The following is a 21,688-nucleotide window of genomic DNA, read 5'->3' as shown; positions in this document are numbered from 1 at the left end:
AAAGCCTCCGAACGCGGGAACCCGCACCGGAGGCTGCCACTTCATTCTACCGCCACCGGGGTCACCCGGGACAGTTTCCTGCGTGCCTGCAAAGTTTCATGGTTAATAGTTTGCAGTGACTGCAAGTTTGTCCTTAGCCTGGTCCGGTGAGGCAAGCAGAGGGTGGGTTGCGGGAGCGCAAGAAGCGCGAGACCCGGCAGGCGTTGGCCGAGGCCGCGCTGCGGCTGGCGCTGGCGAAGGGTGCGGACCACGTCACCGTCGAGGAGATCGCCGAGGCGGCCGACGTCTCGGTGCGGACCTTCTTCAACTACTTCCCGCACAAGGAGCACGCGATCCTCGGGCGCGACCCCGAGCACCTGGAGCGTGCCCTGGACCGGATGCGGACCGCACCGGCCGACGAGTCGCCGCTGACCACGATGTGGCACGTCGTCAGCGACGTACTGACGAACCTCGAGCGCGAGGGTGAGCTGTCCCGTCGCGGCGAGCTGATCATGAGCTCGCCCACCCTGCTCTACCAGCTGATGATGTCCAGCTTCGACGACGAGCGGCAGCTCACCGCCGCGCTGGCCGAGCGGATGGGCGAGCCGCCCGCGTCGGTGCGCCCGGCGCTGGTCGTCAGCACCGCCGGCGCCGCCTGCCGCGTGGCGATGGAGCTGCACAAGGCCGCACCGGACCGCCCCGTCCGTGAGCTCGTCGCCGAAAGCTTCCAACTACTTGCCGAGGGCATCGACCCTCGGTTCGAACCGACAACGAAAGGTCACTCATGACGACGACCTCGTCACCCTCCCCGTCGCCGGAGAACGTCTCCGACGGCGCCGCGGGTGAGGTCACCGAGAACATCGCCACCCTGACGCCGCGGCAGACCGCGCAGGCCATCTCCGGCCTGATGATGGGCATGCTGGTCGCCGTCCTGGCCGGCACGATCGTGTCGACCGCGCTGCCGCGGATCATCGCCGACCTGGAGGCGAGCCAGTCGGTCTACACCTGGGTGGTCACCGTCGAGCTGCTCGCGATGACGGCCACCGTGCCGCTGTGGGGCAAGCTCGCCGACCTCTACAACAACAAACTGCTGGTCCAGCTGTCGCTGTCGTTCTTCGTGATCGGCTCGCTGGTCGCCGGGTTCACGCCGAACGTCGAGCTGCTGCTGACCAGCCGGGTCGTGCAGGGCATCGGCGCCGGCGGCCTGACCGCGCTGGTCCAGATCGTGATGGCGGCGATCATCCCGCCGCGCGAGCTCGGCCGCTACTCCGGCATCTTCGGCGCGATCTTCGCGTCCGCGACCGTCGGCGGGCCGCTGCTCGGCGGCTTCCTGGTCGACTCCCCGCTCGGCTGGCGCGCCTGCTTCCTGGTCGGCGTCCCGTTCTGCCTGCTCGCGATCTACCTGCTGCAGCGGACGCTGAGGCTGCCGACGATCCGCCGGAACGTGCGGATCGACTGGTGGGGTGCGCTGTTCATCACCAGCGGGGTCAGCACCATCCTGGTCTGGTCGACGTTCGCCGGGAACCGGTTCGACTGGGTGTCCGGCTGGAGTTTCCTGATGGTCGGCATCGCCGTGGTCGCGCTCGTCGTCGCGGTGGTGATCGAGTCGCGGCACCCGGAGCCGATCATCCCGCTGGACCTGTTCCGCAACCGCACGGTCGCGCTGTCGGTGGTCGCCAGCATGCTGGTCGGCCTGGCGCTGTTCGGTGGTTCGGTGTTCCTGTCGCAGTACTTCCAGATCGCCCAGGGGCACTCGCCGACGTCGGCCGGCCTGATGAGCCTGCCGATGATCCTCGGCATGCTGGTGTCGTCCACGATCGCCGGTGGCCTGATCACGAAGTACGGGAAGTGGAAGATCTACCTGGTCGCCGGTGGCGTGCTGCTGCCGGTCGGGCTCGGGCTGCTCGGCACGATCGACGCGCACACCGGGACGTTCCGGATGTCGCTGTTCATGGTCGTCCTCGGGGTCGGCGTCGGCCTGGTGATGCAGAACCTGGTGCTCGCCGCGCAGAACGACGTACCGGCGCGCGAGCTCGGGGCGGCGACGTCGGTGGTGAGCTTCTTCCGGAGCATGGGCGGCACGATCGGCGTGAGCGCGCTGGGTGCGGTACTGGCGAACAAGGTGGCGGCGTCGCTCGGGGTGGAGGGGTCCCAGGGCGGTGGCGCCGTACCGGACATCACCACGCTGCCGCCGGAGGTGAAGGCCGCGGTGCAGGAGGCGTACGGCGACGCGACCGCGGACCTGTTCCTGATCTCCGTGCCGATCGCCGTCCTCGCCCTGGTCGCGATCCTGTTCATCAAGGAGAAGGCGCTGCTGACCACCTCGGCAGCCGAGCGCCGTGCCGCCGAGGAGCCTGACATCCTGGATGCATGATCGTTGCATTCAGCATCAGCCCTTCCGGCGGTGACGAGACCGGAGGCGTGAGCCAGGCGGTGGCCGAAGCCGTCCGCGTGGTCCGCGCCTCCGGTCTGCCGAACGAGACCAACGCGATGTTCACCAACCTCGAGGGGGAGTGGGACGAGGTGATGGCGGTGGTGAAGCAGGCGGTCGACGCGGTCGCGGCGGCCTCGCCCCGGGTGAGTCTGGTGCTGAAGGCGGACATCCGGCCCGGGTACTCCGGTCAGCTCACCGCCAAGGTCGAGCGGATCGAGGACGCGCTAGCCGACTGAGTTGAGGACGCCGATCACCTGCTCGTAGCGGTTCTCGCGTTCGGCGTCCCGGAGGAACCGGACGCGGTCGACCAGGATCTCGTCGGCGTCGGGCTGCTGCCGCAGCAGGCCGACCGACTCCTCCAGGAACTCGTCCAGCGGCATCCACTCCGGGTTCGGGGTGCCGTTGAGCAGGCCGGTCTGGACGGCCGGCGGGACGAGCTCGATCACCTGGACGCCGGTGTCCACGAGCTGGATCCGCAGGCTCTGGGTGTAGCTGTGGATCGCGGCCTTGGTCGCGCTGTACGTCGGCGTGTGCACCAGCGGGACGAACGCGAGCCCCGACGACACCGTCATGATCACGGCGTCCGGTTTCGCCAGCAGGTACGGCGTGAACGCGGTGATCGTCCGGATCGTGCCGAGCAGGTTGATGCCGATCGTGTCCTCGCTCGCGGCCAGGTGGGCGGGGTCCCGGAGATCCTCGAGTTGCATGATGCCGGCCATCGTCACCAGCACGTTGACGTCCGGGTACGTCGTGGTGACGGTCTCGAACGCGGCCGCGATCGACGCCGGGTCGGCGACGTCGAGGGCGATCCCCTCGATGCCGTCCTCGGCGGCGATCCGGTCGAGCAGGTCCTTGCGGCGGCCGCTGATGATCACGGTGTTGCCGAGGTCGCGGAACCTCCGGGCCAGCCCGAGGCCGATGCCGGAGGTGCCGCCGGTCATGAAGATCGTGTTGCCTGTGGTTTTCATGGCTCCAGCCAACGTCCGCCGGCCGGGGGTAACCAGGCTCGCCTCAGCCTCTGCTCGGCAGGCAGTGGATAACCGCCGGAAGTCCGGGAGACTGGACCCATGGAGTACGGCGACCTGTCCGATTTCCTCCGGAAACGACGCGAGGCCCTGCAACCCGAGGACGTCGGGATGCCGCGCGGCCGGCGACGCCGTACGCCCGGCCTGCGGCGTGAGGAGGTGGCCGCGCTGGCGTCGATGTCGGCCGACTACTACAGCCGGCTCGAGGGCGGGCGGGGTCCGCAGCCGTCGGTCGAGATGCTCGGGTCGATCGCGCGGGCGCTGCGCCTGACCCTCGAGGAGCGCGACCACCTGTTCGTGCTCGCCGGCCACGGCCGCCCGCCGCGGACGACGCGGGCCGGCCACGTCGACCCCGGCATGCTGCGGATCCTCGACCGGCTGCAGGACACTCCCGCGATGCTGCTCAACCGGTACGGCGAGACGCTCGCGCAGACGCCGGCGCACGTCGCGTTCGCCGGCGAGCAGACCAACCTCGAAGGGATGGCACGCAGCGAGTTCTACCGCTGGTTCGCCGACCCCGCCGCCCGCGCGCTGTACCGCGAGCCGGAGCTGTCGACGCACAGCCGGATGCTGGTCTCCTGGCTGCGTTCGGTGGCGACCGCGGACGGACCCAAGTCCTACGCCGCCCAGCTGGTCCGCACCCTGCGCGACCTCAGCCCGGAGTTCGCCGCCATCTGGGACGCGCACGAGGTCGGCGTCGCGCACAGCCGGACCAAGCGGTTCGACCATCCGGTCGTCGGCGAGCTGGAGCTGTACTGCGAGGTGATCGACAACCGCGACCAGCAGCAGACCCTGGTCGTGTTCACCGCGACGCCGGGCAGCGAGAGCGCGGAGAGGCTGCAACTGCTGTCGGTGCTCGGCAGTCAGACACTCGACCCCGCGCGCTGAACCGTCGTCCGCCGGCTGAGGTAGTAGGCGAAGATCGCGGTCGGGAAGAACATCACGATGCCGTAGACGGCGACCGGGATGGACATCTCGCTGTTGCCGAGCAGGCTCGGGCTGAGCGCGATCGTCAGCGCCAGGGTCGCGTTGTGGATGCCGATCTCCATCGAGCACGCGATCGACTGCCGCTCGCCCAGGCCGGTCAGCCGCGGTACGGCGTACCCGAGCGCGAGACTGAGGACGTTCAGCAGGAGCGCGACCACCCCGACGGCGGCGATGTAGTCGAGGACGTTGTCGCGCTCGCTGTAGATCGCGGCGAAGATGACGAGCGCGAGGACGAGGATCGAGCCGATCTTCACCGGTCGCGCCATCCGCTCCGCGAACGCCGGCAGCTTGTTCCGCAGGAGCATGCCGAGGGCGACCGGGACCAGCACGATCGCGAACACCTGCAGCATCTTCGCCGGTTGCAGGCCGATCTCGCCGTCGCCGAGGAAGTGCGCGAGGGACAGGTTCACCACGATCGGCAGCGTGACCACGGCGAGCACCGAGTTCACCGCGGTCAGGGTCACGTTCAGGGCGACGTCGCCGCCGGCCAGGTGGCTGAACAGGTTGGCCGTCGTACCACCGGGGGAGGCGGCCAGCAGCATCATGCCGACCGCGAGCGCGGGGGCCAGGCCGAACAGCTTCACCAGTCCGAAGCAGATCAGCGGCAGCAGGAGCACCTGGACGCCGAGCGCGATCAGGACCGCTCGCGGCATCCGCAGTACCCGGGTGAAGTCGGCGACCGTCAGGGTCAGGCCGAGCCCGAGCATGATGATCGCGAGCGCGATCGGCAGCAGCACCGAGGTCAGCACGGAGTCGTCCATCTGCGGGCCCCTTCGAAGGTCAGTGGCTCAGGGTGACAGCGCCCCGCCCCGACGGCAAGAGTTCCGGGACCGGTGACGTCTTCCCAGGGCTTACGTCATGAGTTAATTTAAGTTCTGAAATCTCATTGCGTAATGACTCCGTGACTGAGGGGATCCGCCCATGCCCGCTCGGAAGCTGTTGCCTGTCCTGGTCGCGTTGCTGCTCTGCCTGGTGTCCGGAGGTACGTCGTACGCTCGGCCGGCCGCGACGTTCAACGTGCTGGCGTTCTACAGCGGCACCTGGGATCCCGCCCACATCGACTTCGTCGAGGAGGCGAACGAGCGGTTCCCGCAGTTCGGGGCGCAGCACGGGTTCAGCTACACCGCGACCAACAACTGGGACCAGCTCAACAACCTGAGCCCGTCGCAGTACCAGGTGGTGATGTTCCTCGACGACTCACCGCACAGCGCGGCGCAGCGGGCCGGCTTCCAGCGGTACATGGACAACGGCGGCGGGTTCCTCGGTTTCCACGTCACCGCGTACAACGACGCGAGCGGCGGCTGGCCGTGGTTCAACAACACGTTCCTCGGCACCGGCCGGTTCCGGTCCAACACCTGGGGGCCGACCGCGGTCACGCTGAAGGCCGAGAACCGGTCGCACCCGTCGCTGGTGAACACGGGCGCGACGTTCCGGTCGTCGGTGAGCGAGTGGTACAGCTGGCAGAACGACCTGCGGAACAAAGCCGACATCCAGATCCTCGCGTCGATCGACCCGTCCAGCTTCCCGGTCGGAACCGACCCCGCGCAGACGTGGTACAGCGGCTACTACCCGATCGTCTGGACCAACAAGAACTACAAGATGATCTACGCCAACTTCGGCCACAATGCGATGGACTACGACACCGGCACCCGGCTCTCGTCGACCTTCGACAGCGCGGCGCAGAACCAGTTCCTGATGGATGCCCTGAAGTGGCTGGGCGGTGCCGGGACGACGCCGCCGGAAGACCAGCCGTCGCCGACCGCGTGGTACTCGATCGCCAACAAGGGCAACGGAAAGTGCGTCGACGCGCGGGCCGCCGGGACCGCCGACGGCACCGTAATCCAGCAGTACTCCTGCAACGGCACGCAGGCTCAGCAGTTCCGGTTCCAGCCGACGTCCGACGGCTTCACCCGGCTCAACAATCGCAACGACACCACCAAAGTGATCGACGTCGTGAACGTGTCGTCCGCCGACAACGCCGGGCTGCAGCTGTGGACGTACGGCGGCGGCGCCAACCAGCAGTGGAAAGCCGTCCCGGAGGGCGACGGCCACGTCCACCTCGTCAGCCGGCTGAGCAACAAGTGCCTGACCATCCCCAACGGCTCCACCGCCGACAGCACCCAGCTCGTCCAGCTCACCTGCAACGGCACATCCACCCAGTCGTTCCGGCTGACGGAGAGGTGATTGTGGGTTAGGTTCACGCGCATGAGAATCGTGCGTGTGGCCGCGGTTGCGGTAGGTGGTCTGCTGTTGGCGTCGCAGCTCGTCCCCGCCCAGGCGAGCGGCAAGCCGTCGTACCAGTGGGAGCTGACGCCGACCGGGAGTACGGCGCAGTTCCGCGGACTGGCCGCGGTGAGCAAGGACGTCGCCTGGGTCGGCGGGTCGGGCGGGCAGGTGCTGCGGACGGTCGACGGCGGGAAGCACTGGCAGAACGTCAGCCCGCCCGGGGCCGGGACCGTGCAGTTCCGCGACGTCGAGGCGTTCGACGCGAAGCGCGCGGTGGTGCTGTCGATCGGGAACGGCGAGGACTCGCGCGTCTACCGGACCGTGGACGGCGGGAAGTCCTGGACCGAGACCTTCCGGAACCCCGACCCGAACGCGTTCTACGACTGCCTCGACTTCTTCGACAACAAGCGCGGGCTGGCGCTGAGCGATCCGGTGGACGGGAAGTTCCGGATCCTGGCGACCGCGGACGGCGGCAGGTCGTGGAAGGTACAGCCGACCGCGGACATGCCGGCCGCGCTGCCGGGTGAGTTCGCCTTTGCGGCCAGCGGTACCTGCCTGGTTGCCGGCCCCGGCCGGACCGCCTGGTTCGCGACCGGCGGCGGCGACCGGCCGCGGGTGTTCCGGACCGTTGACGGCGGCAAGCGCTGGACGGTCACGGACTCGCCGATGGCCAGTGGCGAGGCGGCCGGGATCTTCAGCCTCGCCTTCCGCGGGTCGCTGTTCGGCGTCGCGGTCGGCGGTGACTTCCTCAAGCCGACCGAGGCCGTGAAGGCAGCCTCGGTCACGTACGACGGCGGCCGCAGCTGGAAGCTGGTGCCGGCGGAGAAGGCGCCGAAGGGTTACCGGAGTGGTTCCGCGTTCGTGCCGAACACCCTCGCTACCGTGATCGCGGTGGGCCCGTCGGGCAGCGACGTGAGCTACGACGGCGGGCGCAGTTGGAAGCAGTTCTACGACGGCAGCTTCGACAGCGTCGAGTGCGCCGGGTACGGGTCCAGAGCGGGCTGCTGGGCCTCCGGCGCGAACGGCGCGGTCGCGCGGCTGACACGGTGAAGTTCAGGTGGGCGACACTCGTACGTCGTGCGGGTGTCGCCGGCCTCCGGACAGGATGGGGACCATGCGCAAACTCTTGCTGGGGACGATTGCGGGACTCTTGATGGTGCTTCCCATCTCGGCCGCGGCCGAGCCCGCGGACACGGCCGGCCGCCCGGCGCGTCCGCTGACCGTGATGACGTACAACATCCACCACGGCGCCGGGTACGACGGCGTCCTCGACCTCGAGCGGATCGCCGTACTGATCGAGAAGTCCGGGGCGGACGTGATCGGGCTGCAGGAGGTCGACCGGCACTGGAGCGAGCGGAGCAACTGGGTCGACCAGCCGGCCTGGTTCGCCAAGCGGCTGAAGATGCACTACGGGTACGCCGCCAACCTCGACCTCCCGCCGCTGAACCCGGGTGAGCCGAACCGCCAGTACGGGACCGCGATCCTGTCTCGCTACCCGATCAAGGATTTCACCAACACGCTGCTGCCGATGTACCCGGGCCAGGAGCAGCGGGGGCTGGCGGTCGCGACGATCAAGGTGCGCGGCGCCGAACTGCGGTTCGCGAACACCCACCTGACCCACAACAACAACGCCGAGCGGATGGAGCAGGCGCAGAAGGTGGTCGAGATCCTCGGGACCTCGAAGAAGCCGACGATGCTGGTCGGCGACCTGAACGCCCGCCCGGACGCGCCGGAGATCAAGACGATGACGGCGCTGCTGGCGGACACCTGGGTCGAGGTCGGTACCGGACCGGGGTACACCAGCCCGGCCGAGAACCCGACGGCCCGGATCGACTACCTGCTGCACAGCCGGCAGGTGACGCCGAAGAAGGCCGCCGTACCGGTCTCACCCGCCTCCGACCACCTCCCGGTCGTAGCCTCCTACACCATCCGCTGACCCAGCCCCGGCGCCGCGTCGCCGGGACCCGTGAACACCCCGCGGGGGCCTGGCACAGGTAATTGCCTGTGTCAGGCCCCCGTTTGGTGTTCAAGGCCCCGAGTTGAGTGCTCTAAGCAGGCGACCGGTGGCGGTTCGTCCGGAATTACAGGCTTGTAGTTTGTCAAGCCGACACGCAGGTGAAACAAAGTTACTTGTGTGAAAAGTGTTCCCATTGGGGCTGTAGGCAACTAGTGTCACGTATGAGGTCCAGGAGGACCAAAAGTTCACGAACCCTGGGGAAGGGGTTCGTGACCGGCGGAAGGAACGACCCCGATGCGGACGCCCTCGAGGGCCACGTCCGGCGGGCGGGTCGCGGGCACGGGGAAGACCGGCAGGGCGCTGCTCTCCGGGGTGCTCGCGGTCTGTCTGGCCGGCTCGATGGCCGTGAACCCGGTCCCGGCGCAGGCGCAGCCGAAGCCGCCGGTCATCCCGTCCAAGGCCGCGGTCGAGCGGGCCCAGCAGGCCGCCTCCGCGAAGGCGGCCCAGGTGACCGCGATCGAGAACCAGTTGGCCGCCGCGAACGCGCGGCTCGAGCGCCTCGGCGTGGCGGCCGGTGTCGCCGCCGAGGCCTACAACGGCGCGGTCTACAAGCTCCAGCTGGCGAAGACCGAGGCCGCGCAGGCGGCGGCCCGGGCGGCCAAGGCGCAGCGGACGCTGGCGATCCAGCGGCAGCAGATCGGCCGGTTCGCGGCGGCGTCGTACCAAGGTGGTGGTGACGTCGCGAAGCTCGCGCCGCTGTTCACCGCGGACGGGCCGCAGCAGCTGCTGGACTCGGCCGGCGCGGCGCGGTCGGTGTCGGCCGCGATGCAGGGCTCCTATCTGAGGTACTCCGCCACGCAAGTCGTCACGAATCTGTTCAAGGTGCAGGCCGACCAGGCGGTCACCAGGGTGAAGCAGGCGACCGACGAGGCGGCCAAGGCGAAGAAGGCGGCCGAGGCGGCCGAGCAGGAGCAGGCGTCCGCGGTCGCGGCGATGGGCGTCCAGCGGAGGCAGGCGATCACGCAGCTCGCCGTACTGCAGAACACGTCGACCAAGGTGGCCGCGCAGCGGCAGCGGGGACTCGAGGAGCTTGCGCGCCAGCGAGCCGCCGCTCTAGCCGCGAAGAAGGCCGCCGAGTTGCAGCGCCGGATCGCCGCCCGGGAGGCCGCCGAGCGGCGGCGGGAAGCGGCCGAGAAGGCCGCGGAGAAGGCGCGGGAGGAGCGCGAGCGGCGGGAGGAGCAGCGCGAGCAGCAGAAGGACCCGGGTAAGAAGAAGCCGCCGAAGAAGAAGCAGCCGGACCGGCCGCGGGACGACGACCGCCCGTCCCGGAAGGGCGCCGGCGCCGCGATCGACTTCGCCCTGGACCAGCTCGGCGACATGTACCTGTGGGGTGGGACCGGCCCGAACCGCTGGGACTGCTCGGGATTGACCCAGGGTGCGTGGGCGAAGGCCGGCGTCTACCTGCCGCACTACAGCGTCGCGCAGTACGAGCAGATCCGGCACATCGACGAGGACGAGCTGCGGCCGGGTGACCTGATCTTCTGGTCGATCGATCCGGACGACCCGGGCACGATCCACCACGTCGGCATGTACCTCGGCAATGGCCGGATGGTGCACGCGCCCCGGTCCGGCCAGCCGGTGCGGATCGACAGCGTGTACTACTGGGAGCCGCCGGACTTCTTCGGCCGGCCGTGAGGAATCCCTTGCCTGGTAAGGCGACGATCGCGTCCGCGATGTCCCGGGTACGGCGTCGTGGCCGACGTACCGCCATCGGGCGGCCGCGCTCGTCGACGTACCTGGCGGCCGACATCGCCGACGACGAGAACCCGTCGTGCCCGGTGGCTGACGACGGTGATGCCGGGAAGGCGGAGACCTACCTGCTGGCGGGCTGGTAGGCCCGGCGGGGTCAGTGGCCTTCGGTCTTCAGGCGCTCGAACGAGGCGGAGATCTCGGCCTCGGCGTCGGAGCGGCCGACCCAGGTGGCGCCCTCGACGGACTTGCCCGGCTCCAGGTCCTTGTAGACCTCGAAGAAGTGCTGGATCTCGAGCCGGTCGAACTCGGGCACATGGTGGATGTCGCGCAGGTGCTCCTGCCGGGGGTCGCCGGCCGGGACGCACAGGACCTTGTCGTCCGGCCCCTTCTCGTCGGTCATCCGGAACATGCCGATCGCGCGGGCCCGGATCAGGCAGCCGGGGAAGGTCGGCTCGGTCAGCAGGACGAGTGCGTCCAGGGGGTCGCCGTCCTGCCCGAGAGTGTCCTCGATGAACCCGTAGTCGGAGGGGTACTGAGTGGCCGTGAACAGGGTGCGGTCGAGCCGCAGCCGGTTCGTCTTGTGGTCCAGCTCGTACTTGTTGCGGGTGCCCTTGGGGATCTCGATGAAGACGTCGAACTCCATAGGGCAGATACTGTCACGGTTCCGGCCGGCCGATTGACAGGAGCAGCCCGGTGGTCCGTCCTCCTCGTGCGGTGTTCGTCACGCTGCTCGCCACAGCGCTCGGTGTGAGCCTGGCGAGCGGCGCGGACGCCGTACCCGGATCTCGTCCGGCCGCTCAGGTCCAGGCGCCCGCGGTGCTGGCCCCGGCGACAGCCGAGGGCGTCGTGCCGACCGCGGCCGGCGTCCGGAAGGCGCTCGCCCCGATCCTCGCGGACCCGGCGCTCGGCAAGCACCGCGGCCTCTACGTGTACGACGCCTCGCGCGACAAGCCGGTGTTCTCGGTCGGTTCGGCCACGCCGTACGTCCCAGCGTCCACGCTGAAGCTGCTGACGACCGTGGCGGCCCTGGACACGCTCGGCGCGGACCACAGGTTCACCACGAAGGTGGTCAGCCCCGCACAGGGCTCGCTGGTCCTGGTCGGCGGCGGCGACCCGCTGCTCACGGTGAAGCGCCAGACCGATCCCACCGACTACCCCACGCGCGCCTCCCTCCAGGACCTGGCCGCCAGTACGGCGAAGGCGCTGAAGGCCCAGGGCGTCCGCAGCGTACGGCTCGGGTACGACGCCTCGTTGTTCACCGGTCCCGCGGTCAACCCGAAGTGGCAGCCCAACTACGTCACCGAAGGCATCGCGGCTCCGGTGTCGGCGCTCTGGGTGAACGAGGGCCGGCTGACGCCGGGCATGGCCAAGCGCGCGTCCTCCCCGGCCCAGGCCGCGGCCTCGGCGTTCGCCGCCCAGCTGAAGGCGGCCGGCATCACCGTCGCGCCGACCGTGAAAGCCGCGGTCGCGCCGCCCGCGGCGGAGCCGGTCGCGCAGGTCTCGTCGACGAGCGTGGGCGAGATCGTCGAGCACGTGAACCTGCACAGCGACAACGACGGTGCCGAGGTCCTGCTGCGGCACGTCGGTCTGGCGACGAAGAACGGCGGCTCGGCCGTCGGTGGGGTGAAGGGCCTGAAGGCGACGCTCACCAAGCTCGGGCTGGACGCGAGTGCGGCCCAGATCTATGACGGCAGCGGCCTGACCCGCACCAACCGGGTCCCGCTGGACGTGCTCGCCGGTGCAGTCCGGGTGGCGGTGTCGGCCGACCACCCGGAGTTGAGGCCCCTGCTGACCGGGCTGCCGGTCGCCGGCTTCACCGGCAGCCTCGAGGAGCGGTTCGCCTCGGCCGGGACCAGTCCCGGCACCGGACTGGTCCGTGCGAAGACCGGCACGCTCAGCGGCGTACACAGCCTGGCCGGTCTGGTCCGTGACCGCACCGGCACGCTGCTGGTGTTCGCGGTGGCGTCCGACAGCGTGCCCGTTCCCAAGACGCTCGCAGCCCGGGCAGCCCTCGACCGGGCCGCCGCGGCGCTGGCCGGTTGCGGCTGCGCGGCCTGAACGGCAGGCGCATGTTGGTACATGCGACTAGGGTCGACACATGAGTACGGAAGGCTCGACTGCGGCGGAGATGGTCGACTGGCAGCTGGCGACCGGAGTGGCACGCAAGCTGCTCCGGCCAGGCCCGGCGGTCAGTCGCGCTGAGGCGGATCAGGTGGTGGCCGAGTTGCGCCAGTTCGCGGCCGACTCCGAGCACCACGTGCGCGAGTTCACCGGACTGCAGGCCACCTCGGCCACCGCGCCGGTGGTGATCGTGGACCGGCCCGGCTGGGTGCAGGCGAACGCGGACGGTTTCCGGACCGTCCTGCAGCCGCTGGCGGACAAGCTGCGGGAGAAGGCCGAGCGCACCGGCGGGCTGTCGTCCGCGGTCGGCTCCCGGGTGACGGGCATCGAGGCCGGCGCGCTGCTGGCGTTCCTGTCCTCGCGGGTGCTGGGTCAGTTCGACCCGTTCTACCCGTCCGAGCCGGATCCGGACCGGCCGCACCTCACCGGCCGGCTGCTGCTGGTCGCGCCCAACGTCATGCACGTGGAGTCCGAGCTGGGCGTCGTACCGCGGGACTTCCGGCTGTGGGTGTGCCTGCACGAGGAGACGCACCGGGTGCAGTTCACCGCGGTGCCGTGGCTGCGGGACCACCTGCGGTCCGAGATCGCGCTGTTCCTCGACCAGGCCGAGCTGGACGCGTCGGCGTACGCGGCGATGTTCCGGGAGGCCGTGCAGCGGCTGGGCCGGTCGGTGCGCGGCGAGGCCGAGCTGAGCCTGGTGGACCTGATGCAGTCGCCCGAGCAGCGGGCCGTGCTGGACCGGCTGACCGCGGTCATGTCCCTGCTGGAGGGGCACGCGGACTTCGTCATGGACGGCGTCGGCCCGTCGGTGATCCCGACCGTGGACACGATCCGGTCGAAGTTCACGTCCCGCCGGCAGAGCGGGAGCCCGGTCGACCAGTTGCTGAAGCGGCTGCTCGGCCTGGACGCCAAGCTGCGGCAGTACAAGGACGGCGCCGCGTTCGTCCGCCAGGTGGTCGACAGGGTCGGTATGGAGGGTTTCAACCGGGTGTGGACCGGGCCGAACACCCTGCCGACCAAGCACGAGATCGCGAACCCCGATGCCTGGGTCACGCGACTCCACGGCTGAGCCGCCGGGCCGTTCGGCGGCCGAGGAACTGGTGGAACACCGGAGGGGGAAGCTGCACCCGGCGGTGGCGCGTACTCGCGAGGCGGTGCGCAGCATGCTCTCCGAGCTGCCGCGGGGCACGACCGTGCTGGTCGCCTGCTCGGGCGGCACGGACTCGCTGGCGCTCGCGGCCGCGACCGCGTTCGAGGCGCCGAAGCTGAACCTGCGTGCCGGTGCGGTGATCGTCGACCACGGGCTGCAGGCGGACTCCGCGCAGACCGCTGAGATCGCCGCCGGGCAGTGCCGGTCACTGGGCCTCGATCCGGTGCAGGTCCGGGCGGTCGAGGTCGGCAGCGAAGGTGGGCCGGAGGGAGCCGCCCGAGCAGCCCGGTACGACGCTCTGCGCGACGCGGCCGACGAGTTCGCGGCGGACGTCGTACTGCTGGCGCACACCCGGGACGACCAGGCCGAGACTGTATTGCTAGGGCTTGCCCGCGGCTCCGGTGCTCGCTCGCTGGCCGGCATGGCCGGGGTCGCCGGACTGCTGCGCCGGCCGTTCCTGGAGCTGCCACGTGCGACCACGGCGGCCGCGTGTGTGGCGTCCGGGCTGCGGCCCTGGCACGACCCGCACAACGACGACCCGCAGTTCACCCGGGTCAGAGTGCGTCACGAGGTCCTGCCGGTGCTGGAGGAGGCGCTCGGCCCCGGTGTGGTCGAGGCGCTCGCCCGTACGGCGGGTCTGCTCCGCGCGGACGCGGACGCGCTGGACATGCTCGCCGCCGACGTGGCCGAGACCTCGGTACGACGTACCGACGGCGAGGTGCACTGTGACGTCGCCACGCTCGAGTCGGAGCCGGACGCCGTACGGACGAGGGTGTTGCGGCAGGCCGCGCTGGAGGCGGGCTGCCGGGCCACGGACCTCACCGCCGGGCACATCGCCGCCGTCGACACGCTCGTGACCGGCTGGCGCGGCCAGCGCTGGATCGACCTCCCGCAAGGGATCCGGGCCGCGCGACGGGGTGGATTCATCGTCCTCGGTCCCGATGTGACAGGCTGACCGCGTGGATGCGGCGGACATCGAGAAGGACCTGAGCAAGATCCATTACACCGAGGACCAGATCCTGGCGAAGCTGCGGGAGCTGGCGGCGCGGATCGAGCGGGACTACGAGGGCAAGGACCTCCTCCTGGTCGGCGTCCTGCGCGGCGCCGTGATGGTGATGGCCGACCTGGCCCGGTCGTTCAGCCGGCACATCGAGATGGACTGGATGGCGATCTCGTCGTACGGGTCGGGCACCAAGTCCTCCGGCGTGGTCCGGATCCAGAAGGACCTGGACACCGACATCACCAACCGGCACGTGCTGATCGTCGAGGACATCATCGACACCGGGCTCACGCTCAGCTGGCTGGTCAGCAACCTGGAGTCCCGCAAGCCCGCCTCGCTCGAGCTGTGCACCGCGTTCGTGAAGCCGGACGCGGCCAAGATGGCGGTCCCGGTGAAGTACGTCGGCCTGGAGCTGCCGGACGAGTTCGTCGTCGGGTACGGGCTCGACTACGCGGAGAAGTACCGGAACCTGCGCTGCGTGGCCACGCTGGCACCGCACGTCTACTCCTGACGACCGCGGCCCGGGCACGGCTTAGACTGGCTTGTCAAGGCAGACTTGGTGACGGCCTGTACAACAGGTCGTACGGTCTTTGCTGACCCTAGTGCCGGGTTGTCTTGTGCGGCACGAGACACTTGGACTGGTGTTACCGTCTCAAGCCCGCATACCCGGGCCTGCCGAGCTAGGAGGGACGGGGCGTAGGCCTCGATCATGGACGTGAAGCGCATCTTCCGCGGACCCCTGTTCTGGATCGTCGTCGCCTTTCTGGGCGTTCTGGTGATCGGACAGCTCCTGACCGGCTCGACCGGGTACAAGACCGAGCCCACCGGCCAGGTCGTGCAGCTGATCCAGCAGGCCACGAACTCGTCGGACAAGACGATCAAGTCGGTGACGCTGATCGACCCCGACCAGGAGATCCGGGTCGAGAAGACCGACGGCACGAAGGTCCGGGCGCACTGGGTCGACGGCCAGGCGAACGCGCTCGGCCAGTCGGTGCAGAAGCTGTTCGACGACAAGAAGATCGAGCGGTACGACGTCGAGAACCCGAAGCCGAGCTTCATCGGCCAGGTGTTCTCCACCCTCATCCCGTTCCTGCTGATCGCGGTCGTGTTCATCTTCCTGATGAACTCCATGCAGGGCGGCGGATCCCGGGTGATGAGCTTCGCCAAGTCGAAGGCCAAGCTGATCACCAAGGACACCCCGAAGACCACCTTCGCGGACGTGGCCGGCTGCGACGAGGCGATCGAGGAGCTCGGCGAGATCAAGGAGTTCCTGCAGGAGCCCGGCAAGTTCCAGGCGGTCGGGGCGAAGATCCCGAAGGGCGTGCTGCTCTACGGCCAGCCCGGTACCGGTAAGACCCTGCTGGCCCGCGCCGTCGCCGGCGAGGCGGGCGTGCCGTTCTACTCGATCTCCGGTTCGGACTTCGTCGAGATGTTCGTCGGCGTCGGTGCCTCCCGGGTCCGCGACCTGTTCGAGCAGGCCAAGACGAACGCGCCCGCGATCGTGTTCATCGACGAGATCGACGCCGTCGGCCGGCACCGTGGCGCGGGCCTCGGCGGTGGCCACGACGAGCGCGAGCAGACCCTGAACCAGCTGCTGGTCGAGATGGACGGCTTCGACGTCCGCGGCGGCGTGATCCTGATCGCGGCCACCAACCGGCCCGACGTTCTCGACCCGGCCCTGCTGCGGCCCGGCCGGTTCGACCGGCAGATCGCCGTGGACGCGCCGGACCTGCCCGGTCGCGAGCAGATCCTGAAGGTGCACGCGCGCGGCAAGCCGATGGCGCAGGACGTGGACCTCACGGCCGTGGCCCGCCGTACGCCGGGCTTCACCGGTGCGGACCTGGCCAACGTGCTGAACGAGGCGGCCCTGCTGACCGCCCGCTCGAACATGCAGGTGATCGACAACAAGGCCCTGGACGAGGCCATCGACCGCGTGATCGCCGGCCCACAGCGCCGTACCCGCCTGATGTCGGACAAGGAGAAGGTGCTCACGGCGTACCACGAGGGCGGGCACGCCCTGGTCGCCGCCGCGCTGCCGCACTCCGACCCGGTGCAGAAGGTGACGATCCTGCCGCGGGGCCGGGCGCTCGGCTACACGATGGTGATGCCGGACGAGGACAAGTACTCGACCACCCGGTCCGAGATGCTGGACAAGCTGGCCTACATGCTGGGCGGCCGGGCGGCCGAGGAGATGGTCTTCCACGACCCGACCACCGGTGCCAGCAACGACATCGAGAAGGCGACCGCGCTGGCGCGCGCGATGGTCACGCAGTACGGCATGACCGAGCGGCTCGGCGCGATCAAGTTCGGCCAGGACAGCAGCGAGCCGTTCCTCGGCCGCGACCTGGGCAGCCAGCGGAACTACTCCGAGGAGATCGCGGCCGCGGTCGACGAGGAGGTCGGCAAGCTGATCCTGAACGCGCACCAGGAGGCGTTCGACATCCTCGCCGAGAACCGGGCGGTCCTGGACCACCTGGTCGAGGAGCTGCTGGAGAAGGAGACCCTGGACAAGAACGAGATCGCCCGGGTCTTCGCGCCGGTGGTCAAGCGTGACCGGCGGCCGGCCTGGACCGGTTCGTCCACCCGGGTCCCGTCCGACCAGCCGCCGGTGATGCCGGTGCCGTCGCGCGCCGAGCAGAACGGCTCGCTCTCCGACGTCCTGCCGGGTGGAGCGGTCGGCCCGGACGAGAACGTCAAGCCGCCGAACTACGGCAGCGGGCCGACCCCGCCGTCCCCCAAGGACTGATCACCGCGAACGCCGTCGCCCGACCGGGCGGCGGCGTTCGTCGTTTCTCCGCCGTCCGGACGGCGTCCGTTGTCCCGGTGGCCGGCTGTCTAGAGTGGGCCGATGACGTCGCCGAACTTCGATCACGCGCGCGCCGAGCGGGCGGTCCGGGAGCTGCTGATCGCCATCGGGGAGGATCCCGACCGCGAGGGCCTCAAGGAGACACCGGCCCGGGTGGCCCGCGCGTACGCCGAGATGACCGGCGGACTGGGACAGCGGGCCGAGGACGTGCTCACCACCACGTTCGACATCGGCCACGACGAGATGGTCCTGGTGAAGGACATCGAGGTCTGGAGCCTGTGCGAGCACCACCTGGTGCCGTTCACCGGCGTGGCGCACGTCGGCTACATCCCGAGCCGGGAGGGCCGGATCACCGGGCTGTCCAAGCTCGCCCGGCTGGTGGACGTGTACGCGAAACGCCCGCAGGTGCAGGAACGCCTCACCACCCAGGTCGCCGACTCGCTCCTCGAACTCCTGGAGCCGCGCGGCGTCATCGTCGTGATCGAGTGCGAGCACCTGTGCATGACCATGCGCGGCGTCCGGAAACCGGGCGCCAAAACCATCACCTCCGCCGTCCGTGGCCAACTCCGCAACCCCGTCACCCGCTCCGAAGCCATGAGCCTCATCGTCGGCTGATCCCCGCCCGCCCATCAGCCGGCTCCGGTGCGGGGCGTAGCTCGAACGGGGTGTGGATCGTTGGGGTTTGAAAGCCGGGATCTGTGGACATTCTGTCGCTGAGCGTTTACTTTCCGTAGTGCGTTCGGTCGACGGGATCGGAGGCCGGCGTGAGGGAGGACAAGGATGTCGGGGCGTTTCCGGGTCGGCGCCGCACTGGCCGGGGCCGTCGTACTGACGGCGACCGGGCTGGTCGCGGCCAACTGGGCCACCGCAGATTCACCGTCGGCGGAGATCACGCCCGGGCAACTGACCGACCGCTCGCCGCTGGTCGCGAACGCGCTCGAGACCGAGCTGCGGACGGAGCTCGGCTCGAAGGCCGTCGGCACGTACTACGACGACGCCGGTAAGCTCGTTGTCGCGGTGTCCGACCTGGCCGCCGCCGACCTGGTCCGCCAGGCCGGCGCGATCCCGAAACTCGTCCGGTTCACCGCCGACCAGCTGAACGCCGTCCAGGCCGAGCTGAACCGCCTGGCCACCAGCTCGAGCGCGGGCAAGGTCCGGTCCTGGTACGTCGACCCGATCTCGGGGACCGTGGTCGTCACCGTGCCGAAGGGCGCCCGCGACCTGATCACTGAGCGGTTCCTCGAGCGCGCCAAGGAGAACGGCGACCTGGTGACGATCCGGCGCGCGGTCGGCAAGGTGACCCTCACCGCCGACGACTTCGGCCTCCGCGGCGGGATGAAGGTCGACAAGAACACCGGGTATGTCTGCTCGCTCGGCTTCAACGCGCGGACCACGAAGGGCAACCGGATCTTCCTCACCGCCGGGCACTGCACGGCCGGCAAGCCGACGTTCTCTCGGAACGGGTACGTCCTCGGCAACACCCAGACGTCGAGTTTCCCGGGTAACGACTTCGGCACGGTCGGCGTGATCGAGGGCTGGGACCAGCAGGGGTACGTCGAGGGCTGGGGCGCCGGCAACGTCGCGGTCAAGGGGATCGCGAACGCGACCGTCGGGTCGACGCTGTGCAAGTCGGGCAAGACCACCGGCTGGACGTGCGGGCGGATCGTCGCCCGGAACGTGACCGTGAACTACGGCAACAACCGGGTCGTCCGCGGGCTGTTCCAGCACACCGCGTGCACCGAGGCCGGGGACTCGGGCGGCGCGACCATGACCGGCAACTACGCCCAGGGCATCTCCAGCGGCGCCGCCCTGATCAACGGCCAGTGCCTCGAGAAGCACGGCCAGGCGAGCGAGTCCTACGCCCAGCCCATCGCCGAAGTCCTCCAGTCCACCAGATCCCGCCTGATCCTGACCAACTGACCAGGCGGCGGTCTGTTCTGCTGCTGGGGGTGGGGCCCACTACGGTGGATGGGTGGGTATTGAGGCTTGGGGTTTCGTGGACGGGCTGCCGGTGGTGGACCGGTGTCTGGTGATGGGTGTCGTCAACGTCACGCCGGACTCGTTCTCCGACGGGGGCGAGTGGTTCGAGCCGACCGCGGCGATCAAGCACGGGCGTGAGCTCCTGGCCGAAGGGGCCGATCTGCTGGACATCGGCGGTGAGTCCACCAGGCCGGGTGCCGAGCGGCCGGCGCCGGAGGAGGAGATCCGCCGGGTCCTCCCGGTGATCGAGGCGCTCGCGGCCGACGGCGTCCTCGTGTCGGTCGACACGATGCGGGCCAACGTGGCCGCGCTCGCCCTCGACGCCGGGGCGGTGATGATCAACGACGTGTCCGGCGGCCAGTCCGATCCGGACATGCTCCCGCTGGTCGCCGAACGACGGACGCCGTACGTCTGCATGCACTGGCGCGGACACTCGATCGACATGCAGAACAAGGCGGAGTACGACGACGTCGTCGCCGAGACGATCGCGGAGCTGGGCGCGCGGATCGAGGCGATGCGGTCGGCCGGCGTCGACCTGGGCCGGGTCGCGCTCGACCCCGGGCTCGGTTTCGCGAAGAACGCGGACCACAACTGGGAGATCCTGCGGCGGTTGCGGGAATTCGCCGTACTGGAAAGACCGTTGCTGATCGGTGCGTCCCGGAAGGCGTTCCTCGGTAGGCTGCTCGCCGACGAGCAGACCGGTGAACCCAGACCGGCCGTACGACGAGACGATGCGAGCGCGGCCGTCTCCGCCCTGGCCGCCGCCGCGGGAGCCTGGTGTGTCCGGGCGCACGCGGTGGCGCCGAGCGCCGATGCGGTCCGGGTGGCGAAGAGATGGGGAACGGTATGACGGACGGAACCGGCGGCCCGCGGCACGGCACCAATGGTGAGGGTGCGCGCGGTGCCACGGTGGAGGACGTCGTGCTGACCGCCAACACCGCGTTCTACAACGCGTTCGAGGCCGGCGACCTCGATCTGATGGCGGCGGTCTGGCTGCCGGAGCCGGACCCGGTCTGCATCCATCCCGGGAACGCGGCGATCTACGGGTATCCGGAGATGATGCGCGCCTGGGCGATGATCTTCGCGAACACGCCGTACATCCAGTTCTTCCTGACCGACGTGCAGGTGCGCGTGGATGAAGACGTGGCATACGTCACGTGTACGGAGAATGTCCTGTCCTCGGGGGAGGGTGCGCCGGAGGAGGGCTTCGCGGGCGGCAAGGCGCTGGCGACGAACGTCTTCCGGAAAACTTCGTCCGGCTGGCGGTTGTGGATCCACCATGCCTCCCCGGTACTGTCGTCTGGGGGCCGACAGGAGGAGGCGGAATGAGCGGTCCCACTACGTCTCCTGACGTGATCGAGATCCGTGGCATCCGGGGATTCGGGCGCCACGGGGTGTTCGAGCACGAGCGGGCCGACGGACAGGAGTTCGTCGTGGACGTCCGGCTGGAGCTGGACACCCGGCCCGCGGCGGCCTCCGACGACCTGGCCGACACCGTGAACTACGGGGTGGTGGCCGAGCAGGTGCACCGGGCGATCGAGAACGACCCGGTGGACCTGATCGAGACCCTCGCCCAGCGCATCGCCGACCTGTGCCTCGCCGACCGGCGGGTGACAGCGACCGCGGTGACCATCCACAAACCCTCGGCGCCGATCACGGTGCCGTTCGACGACGTTGTCCTGACCGTGCAGCGCAGAGCCGGAGAATCCACGTGACTGAGACCCCTAGTCCCCACGTCATCGACGCGGACACCCTGAGCGGTGGCCTCAAGCCGATCCGGCAGGTGATCCTGTCGCTCGGCAGCAATCTCGGCGACCGTGAGGCGAACCTGCAGGGCGCGGTCGACGCGCTGCGGGACACCCCGGACGTCGTGGTGGTCGAGGTCTCCCCGGTCTACGAGACCCAGCCGATCGGCGGGCCGAGCGAGTCCGGTCCGTACCTGAACATCGTCCTGCTGGCCGACTCCACGCTGCCGGTCGAGATGCTGCTGGACCGGGCGCACGCGATCGAGCAGGCCTTCGGCCGCGAGCGCGGGGTGCCGGGTGCGCCGCGGACGCTGGACGTCGACCTGATCACGTACGGCCAGAAGACGATCGAGTCCGAGGAGCTGACGGTGCCGCACCCGCGGGCGCACGAGCGGGCCTTCGTGCTCGCGCCCTGGCTCGACATCGAGCCGGACGCCGTGCTGCCCGGGCACGGGCCGGTCGCCGAGCTGCTCGCCAAGGTCGACTCCGACGGCGTGACCAAACTCGACATCGAGCTGCAGTAGTG

General features: G+C 69.7%; 23 protein-coding genes. 20 read left to right on the top strand and 3 right to left on the bottom strand.

Translation table 11 applies throughout. The annotated features are described in order from the left end of the window. Positions 1-146: 146 nt before the first annotated feature. From ACQPYZ_RS33085 to ACQPYZ_RS33075, 3 genes are read left to right on the top strand one after another with little or no spacing between them, the layout of a single operon-like run. Positions 147-767, top strand: coding sequence for a TetR family transcriptional regulator (locus tag ACQPYZ_RS33085; RefSeq protein ID WP_433162958.1), 621 nt, complete (start codon positions 147-149; stop codon positions 765-767). Continuing rightward, positions 764-2,353, top strand: coding sequence for an MFS transporter (locus ACQPYZ_RS33080; RefSeq protein ID WP_433162957.1), 1,590 nt, complete (start codon positions 764-766; stop codon positions 2,351-2,353). Before ACQPYZ_RS33085 ends, ACQPYZ_RS33080 begins: the two co-directional genes overlap by 4 nt. Next, positions 2,350-2,649, top strand: a complete 300-nt coding sequence (locus ACQPYZ_RS33075; RefSeq protein ID WP_433162955.1) for a thiamine-binding protein — start codon at positions 2,350-2,352, stop codon at positions 2,647-2,649. The genes ACQPYZ_RS33080 and ACQPYZ_RS33075 overlap by 4 nt, the downstream gene beginning before the upstream one ends. Here ACQPYZ_RS33075 and ACQPYZ_RS33070 read toward each other — a convergent pair. Beyond that, on the bottom strand, positions 2,638-3,381 hold the full coding sequence (locus tag ACQPYZ_RS33070; protein WP_433162953.1) for an SDR family oxidoreductase: 744 nt from the start codon (positions 3,379-3,381) through the stop codon (positions 2,638-2,640). The two genes, ACQPYZ_RS33075 and ACQPYZ_RS33070, sit on opposite strands and share 12 nt — an antisense overlap. Positions 3,382-3,480: 99 nt before the next feature. On the opposite strand from ACQPYZ_RS33070, the gene ACQPYZ_RS33065 reads away from it, so the two are divergent. Continuing rightward, complete coding sequence (locus tag ACQPYZ_RS33065; RefSeq protein WP_433162951.1) at positions 3,481-4,326, top strand: helix-turn-helix transcriptional regulator; 846 nt, start codon at positions 3,481-3,483, stop codon at positions 4,324-4,326. On the opposite strand, the gene ACQPYZ_RS33060 is transcribed toward ACQPYZ_RS33065, so the two are convergent. Beyond that, positions 4,302-5,186, bottom strand: a complete 885-nt coding sequence (locus ACQPYZ_RS33060; RefSeq protein ID WP_433162949.1) for a bile acid:sodium symporter family protein — start codon at positions 5,184-5,186, stop codon at positions 4,302-4,304. The genes ACQPYZ_RS33065 and ACQPYZ_RS33060 overlap by 25 nt on opposite strands. Positions 5,187-5,346: 160 nt before the next feature. Between ACQPYZ_RS33060 and ACQPYZ_RS33055 the strand changes: the two genes are divergently transcribed. The 5 genes from ACQPYZ_RS33055 to ACQPYZ_RS33035 all read left to right on the top strand — a co-directional run bounded on the left by ACQPYZ_RS33055 (position 5,347) and on the right by ACQPYZ_RS33035 (position 10,503). Then, positions 5,347-6,609, top strand: coding sequence for an RICIN domain-containing protein (locus tag ACQPYZ_RS33055; protein WP_433162947.1), 1,263 nt, complete (start codon positions 5,347-5,349; stop codon positions 6,607-6,609). A gap of 21 nt (positions 6,610-6,630) precedes the next feature. Continuing rightward, the gene (locus ACQPYZ_RS33050; protein ID WP_433162945.1) at positions 6,631-7,701 is read left to right on the top strand and encodes a WD40/YVTN/BNR-like repeat-containing protein; all 1,071 of its coding nucleotides are present in this window, start codon (positions 6,631-6,633) and stop codon (positions 7,699-7,701) included. 64 nt (positions 7,702-7,765) lie between these two features. Beyond that, entirely contained in the window at positions 7,766-8,587 is an 822-nt protein-coding gene (locus ACQPYZ_RS33045) for an endonuclease/exonuclease/phosphatase family protein (RefSeq protein ID WP_433162943.1), read from the top strand. A 315-nt stretch (positions 8,588-8,902) separates the two neighbouring features. Continuing rightward, complete coding sequence (locus tag ACQPYZ_RS33040) at positions 8,903-10,303, top strand: NlpC/P60 family protein (RefSeq protein WP_433162942.1); 1,401 nt, start codon at positions 8,903-8,905, stop codon at positions 10,301-10,303. 8 nt (positions 10,304-10,311) lie between these two features. After that, the gene (locus ACQPYZ_RS33035) at positions 10,312-10,503 is read left to right on the top strand and encodes a hypothetical protein (RefSeq protein ID WP_433162939.1); all 192 of its coding nucleotides are present in this window, start codon (positions 10,312-10,314) and stop codon (positions 10,501-10,503) included. Positions 10,504-10,514: 11 nt separating this feature from the next. Here ACQPYZ_RS33035 and ACQPYZ_RS33030 read toward each other — a convergent pair whose 3' ends face one another. After that, positions 10,515-11,003, bottom strand: coding sequence for an inorganic diphosphatase (locus ACQPYZ_RS33030; protein WP_433162937.1), 489 nt, complete (start codon positions 11,001-11,003; stop codon positions 10,515-10,517). Positions 11,004-11,053: 50 nt separating this feature from the next. Between ACQPYZ_RS33030 and dacB the strand changes: the two genes are divergently transcribed. The 11 genes from dacB to folK all read left to right on the top strand — a co-directional run bounded on the left by dacB (position 11,054) and on the right by folK (position 21,686). Beyond that, positions 11,054-12,418 carry a D-alanyl-D-alanine carboxypeptidase/D-alanyl-D-alanine endopeptidase gene (gene dacB, locus ACQPYZ_RS33025; RefSeq protein WP_433162935.1) on the top strand — a complete coding sequence of 455 codons (1,365 nt, stop codon included), beginning with the start codon at positions 11,054-11,056 and terminating at the stop codon, positions 12,416-12,418. 40 nt (positions 12,419-12,458) lie between these two features. Beyond that, positions 12,459-13,550: a zinc-dependent metalloprotease gene (locus ACQPYZ_RS33020; RefSeq protein ID WP_433162934.1), complete on the top strand. Its 1,092-nt coding sequence runs from the start codon at positions 12,459-12,461 to the stop codon at positions 13,548-13,550. A gap of 31 nt (positions 13,551-13,581) precedes the next feature. After that, positions 13,582-14,586 (top strand): tRNA lysidine(34) synthetase TilS, encoded by a 1,005-nt coding sequence (gene tilS / locus ACQPYZ_RS33015; protein ID WP_433162933.1) that lies wholly within the window; start codon positions 13,582-13,584, stop codon positions 14,584-14,586. A gap of 4 nt (positions 14,587-14,590) precedes the next feature. Beyond that, complete coding sequence (hpt, locus tag ACQPYZ_RS33010) at positions 14,591-15,142, top strand: hypoxanthine phosphoribosyltransferase (RefSeq protein ID WP_433162931.1); 552 nt, start codon at positions 14,591-14,593, stop codon at positions 15,140-15,142. A gap of 198 nt (positions 15,143-15,340) precedes the next feature. Then, positions 15,341-17,377 carry an ATP-dependent zinc metalloprotease FtsH gene (gene ftsH, locus ACQPYZ_RS33005; RefSeq protein ID WP_433162929.1) on the top strand — a complete coding sequence of 679 codons (2,037 nt, stop codon included), beginning with the start codon at positions 15,341-15,343 and terminating at the stop codon, positions 17,375-17,377. A 102-nt stretch (positions 17,378-17,479) separates the two neighbouring features. Then, on the top strand, positions 17,480-18,052 hold the full coding sequence (gene folE / locus ACQPYZ_RS33000; RefSeq protein WP_433162928.1) for a GTP cyclohydrolase I FolE: 573 nt from the start codon (positions 17,480-17,482) through the stop codon (positions 18,050-18,052). Positions 18,053-18,217: 165 nt separating this feature from the next. Beyond that, positions 18,218-19,357: a S1 family peptidase gene (locus tag ACQPYZ_RS32995; RefSeq protein ID WP_433162927.1), complete on the top strand. Its 1,140-nt coding sequence runs from the start codon at positions 18,218-18,220 to the stop codon at positions 19,355-19,357. 112 nt (positions 19,358-19,469) lie between these two features. Next, positions 19,470-20,267 carry a dihydropteroate synthase gene (gene folP / locus ACQPYZ_RS32990; protein WP_433169813.1) on the top strand — a complete coding sequence of 266 codons (798 nt, stop codon included), beginning with the start codon at positions 19,470-19,472 and terminating at the stop codon, positions 20,265-20,267. After that, positions 20,264-20,746 carry a nuclear transport factor 2 family protein gene (locus ACQPYZ_RS32985; protein WP_433162926.1) on the top strand — a complete coding sequence of 161 codons (483 nt, stop codon included), beginning with the start codon at positions 20,264-20,266 and terminating at the stop codon, positions 20,744-20,746. The genes folP and ACQPYZ_RS32985 overlap by 4 nt, the downstream gene beginning before the upstream one ends. Then, positions 20,743-21,132, top strand: coding sequence for a dihydroneopterin aldolase (folB, locus tag ACQPYZ_RS32980; RefSeq protein WP_433162924.1), 390 nt, complete (start codon positions 20,743-20,745; stop codon positions 21,130-21,132). Before ACQPYZ_RS32985 ends, folB begins: the two co-directional genes overlap by 4 nt. After that, positions 21,129-21,686 (top strand): 2-amino-4-hydroxy-6-hydroxymethyldihydropteridine diphosphokinase, encoded by a 558-nt coding sequence (gene folK / locus ACQPYZ_RS32975; RefSeq protein ID WP_433162922.1) that lies wholly within the window; start codon positions 21,129-21,131, stop codon positions 21,684-21,686. The genes folB and folK overlap by 4 nt, the downstream gene beginning before the upstream one ends. Positions 21,687-21,688 lie beyond the last annotated feature (2 nt).

Origin of the sequence: Kribbella sp. CA-247076, from assembly GCF_050942445.1 — a bacterium.
In the GTDB taxonomy this organism is placed as follows: Bacteria; Actinomycetota; Actinomycetes; order Propionibacteriales; family Kribbellaceae; genus Kribbella.
The sequence above is the reverse complement of the archived record's forward strand: the minus strand, read 5'-3'. Positions and strand labels throughout refer to the sequence as shown.

Bases quoted from the DNA above. Each gene is read 5' to 3' on its own strand.
- ACQPYZ_RS33080 (WP_433162957.1), top strand. From the start codon at position 764: ATGACGACGACCTCGTCACCCTCCCCGTCGCCGGAGAACGTCTCCGAC.
- ACQPYZ_RS33075 (WP_433162955.1), top strand. From the start codon at position 2,350: ATGATCGTTGCATTCAGCATCAGCCCTTCCGGCGGTGACGAGACCGGA.
- ACQPYZ_RS33070 (WP_433162953.1), bottom strand. From the start codon at position 3,381: ATGAAAACCACAGGCAACACGATCTTCATGACCGGCGGCACCTCCGGC.
- ACQPYZ_RS33065 (WP_433162951.1), top strand. From the start codon at position 3,481: ATGGAGTACGGCGACCTGTCCGATTTCCTCCGGAAACGACGCGAGGCC.
- ACQPYZ_RS33060 (WP_433162949.1), bottom strand. From the start codon at position 5,186: ATGGACGACTCCGTGCTGACCTCGGTGCTGCTGCCGATCGCGCTCGCG.
- ACQPYZ_RS33055 (WP_433162947.1), top strand. From the start codon at position 5,347: ATGCCCGCTCGGAAGCTGTTGCCTGTCCTGGTCGCGTTGCTGCTCTGC.
- ACQPYZ_RS33050 (WP_433162945.1), top strand. From the start codon at position 6,631: ATGAGAATCGTGCGTGTGGCCGCGGTTGCGGTAGGTGGTCTGCTGTTG.
- ACQPYZ_RS33045 (WP_433162943.1), top strand. From the start codon at position 7,766: ATGCGCAAACTCTTGCTGGGGACGATTGCGGGACTCTTGATGGTGCTT.
- ACQPYZ_RS33040 (WP_433162942.1), top strand. From the start codon at position 8,903: ATGCGGACGCCCTCGAGGGCCACGTCCGGCGGGCGGGTCGCGGGCACG.
- ACQPYZ_RS33030 (WP_433162937.1), bottom strand. From the start codon at position 11,003: ATGGAGTTCGACGTCTTCATCGAGATCCCCAAGGGCACCCGCAACAAG.
- ACQPYZ_RS33020 (WP_433162934.1), top strand. From the start codon at position 12,459: ATGAGTACGGAAGGCTCGACTGCGGCGGAGATGGTCGACTGGCAGCTG.
- ftsH (WP_433162929.1), top strand. From the start codon at position 15,341: ATGGACGTGAAGCGCATCTTCCGCGGACCCCTGTTCTGGATCGTCGTC.
- folE (WP_433162928.1), top strand. From the start codon at position 17,480: ATGACGTCGCCGAACTTCGATCACGCGCGCGCCGAGCGGGCGGTCCGG.
- ACQPYZ_RS32995 (WP_433162927.1), top strand. From the start codon at position 18,218: ATGTCGGGGCGTTTCCGGGTCGGCGCCGCACTGGCCGGGGCCGTCGTA.
- folP (WP_433169813.1), top strand. From the start codon at position 19,470: ATGGGTGTCGTCAACGTCACGCCGGACTCGTTCTCCGACGGGGGCGAG.
- ACQPYZ_RS32985 (WP_433162926.1), top strand. From the start codon at position 20,264: ATGACGGACGGAACCGGCGGCCCGCGGCACGGCACCAATGGTGAGGGT.
- folB (WP_433162924.1), top strand. From the start codon at position 20,743: ATGAGCGGTCCCACTACGTCTCCTGACGTGATCGAGATCCGTGGCATC.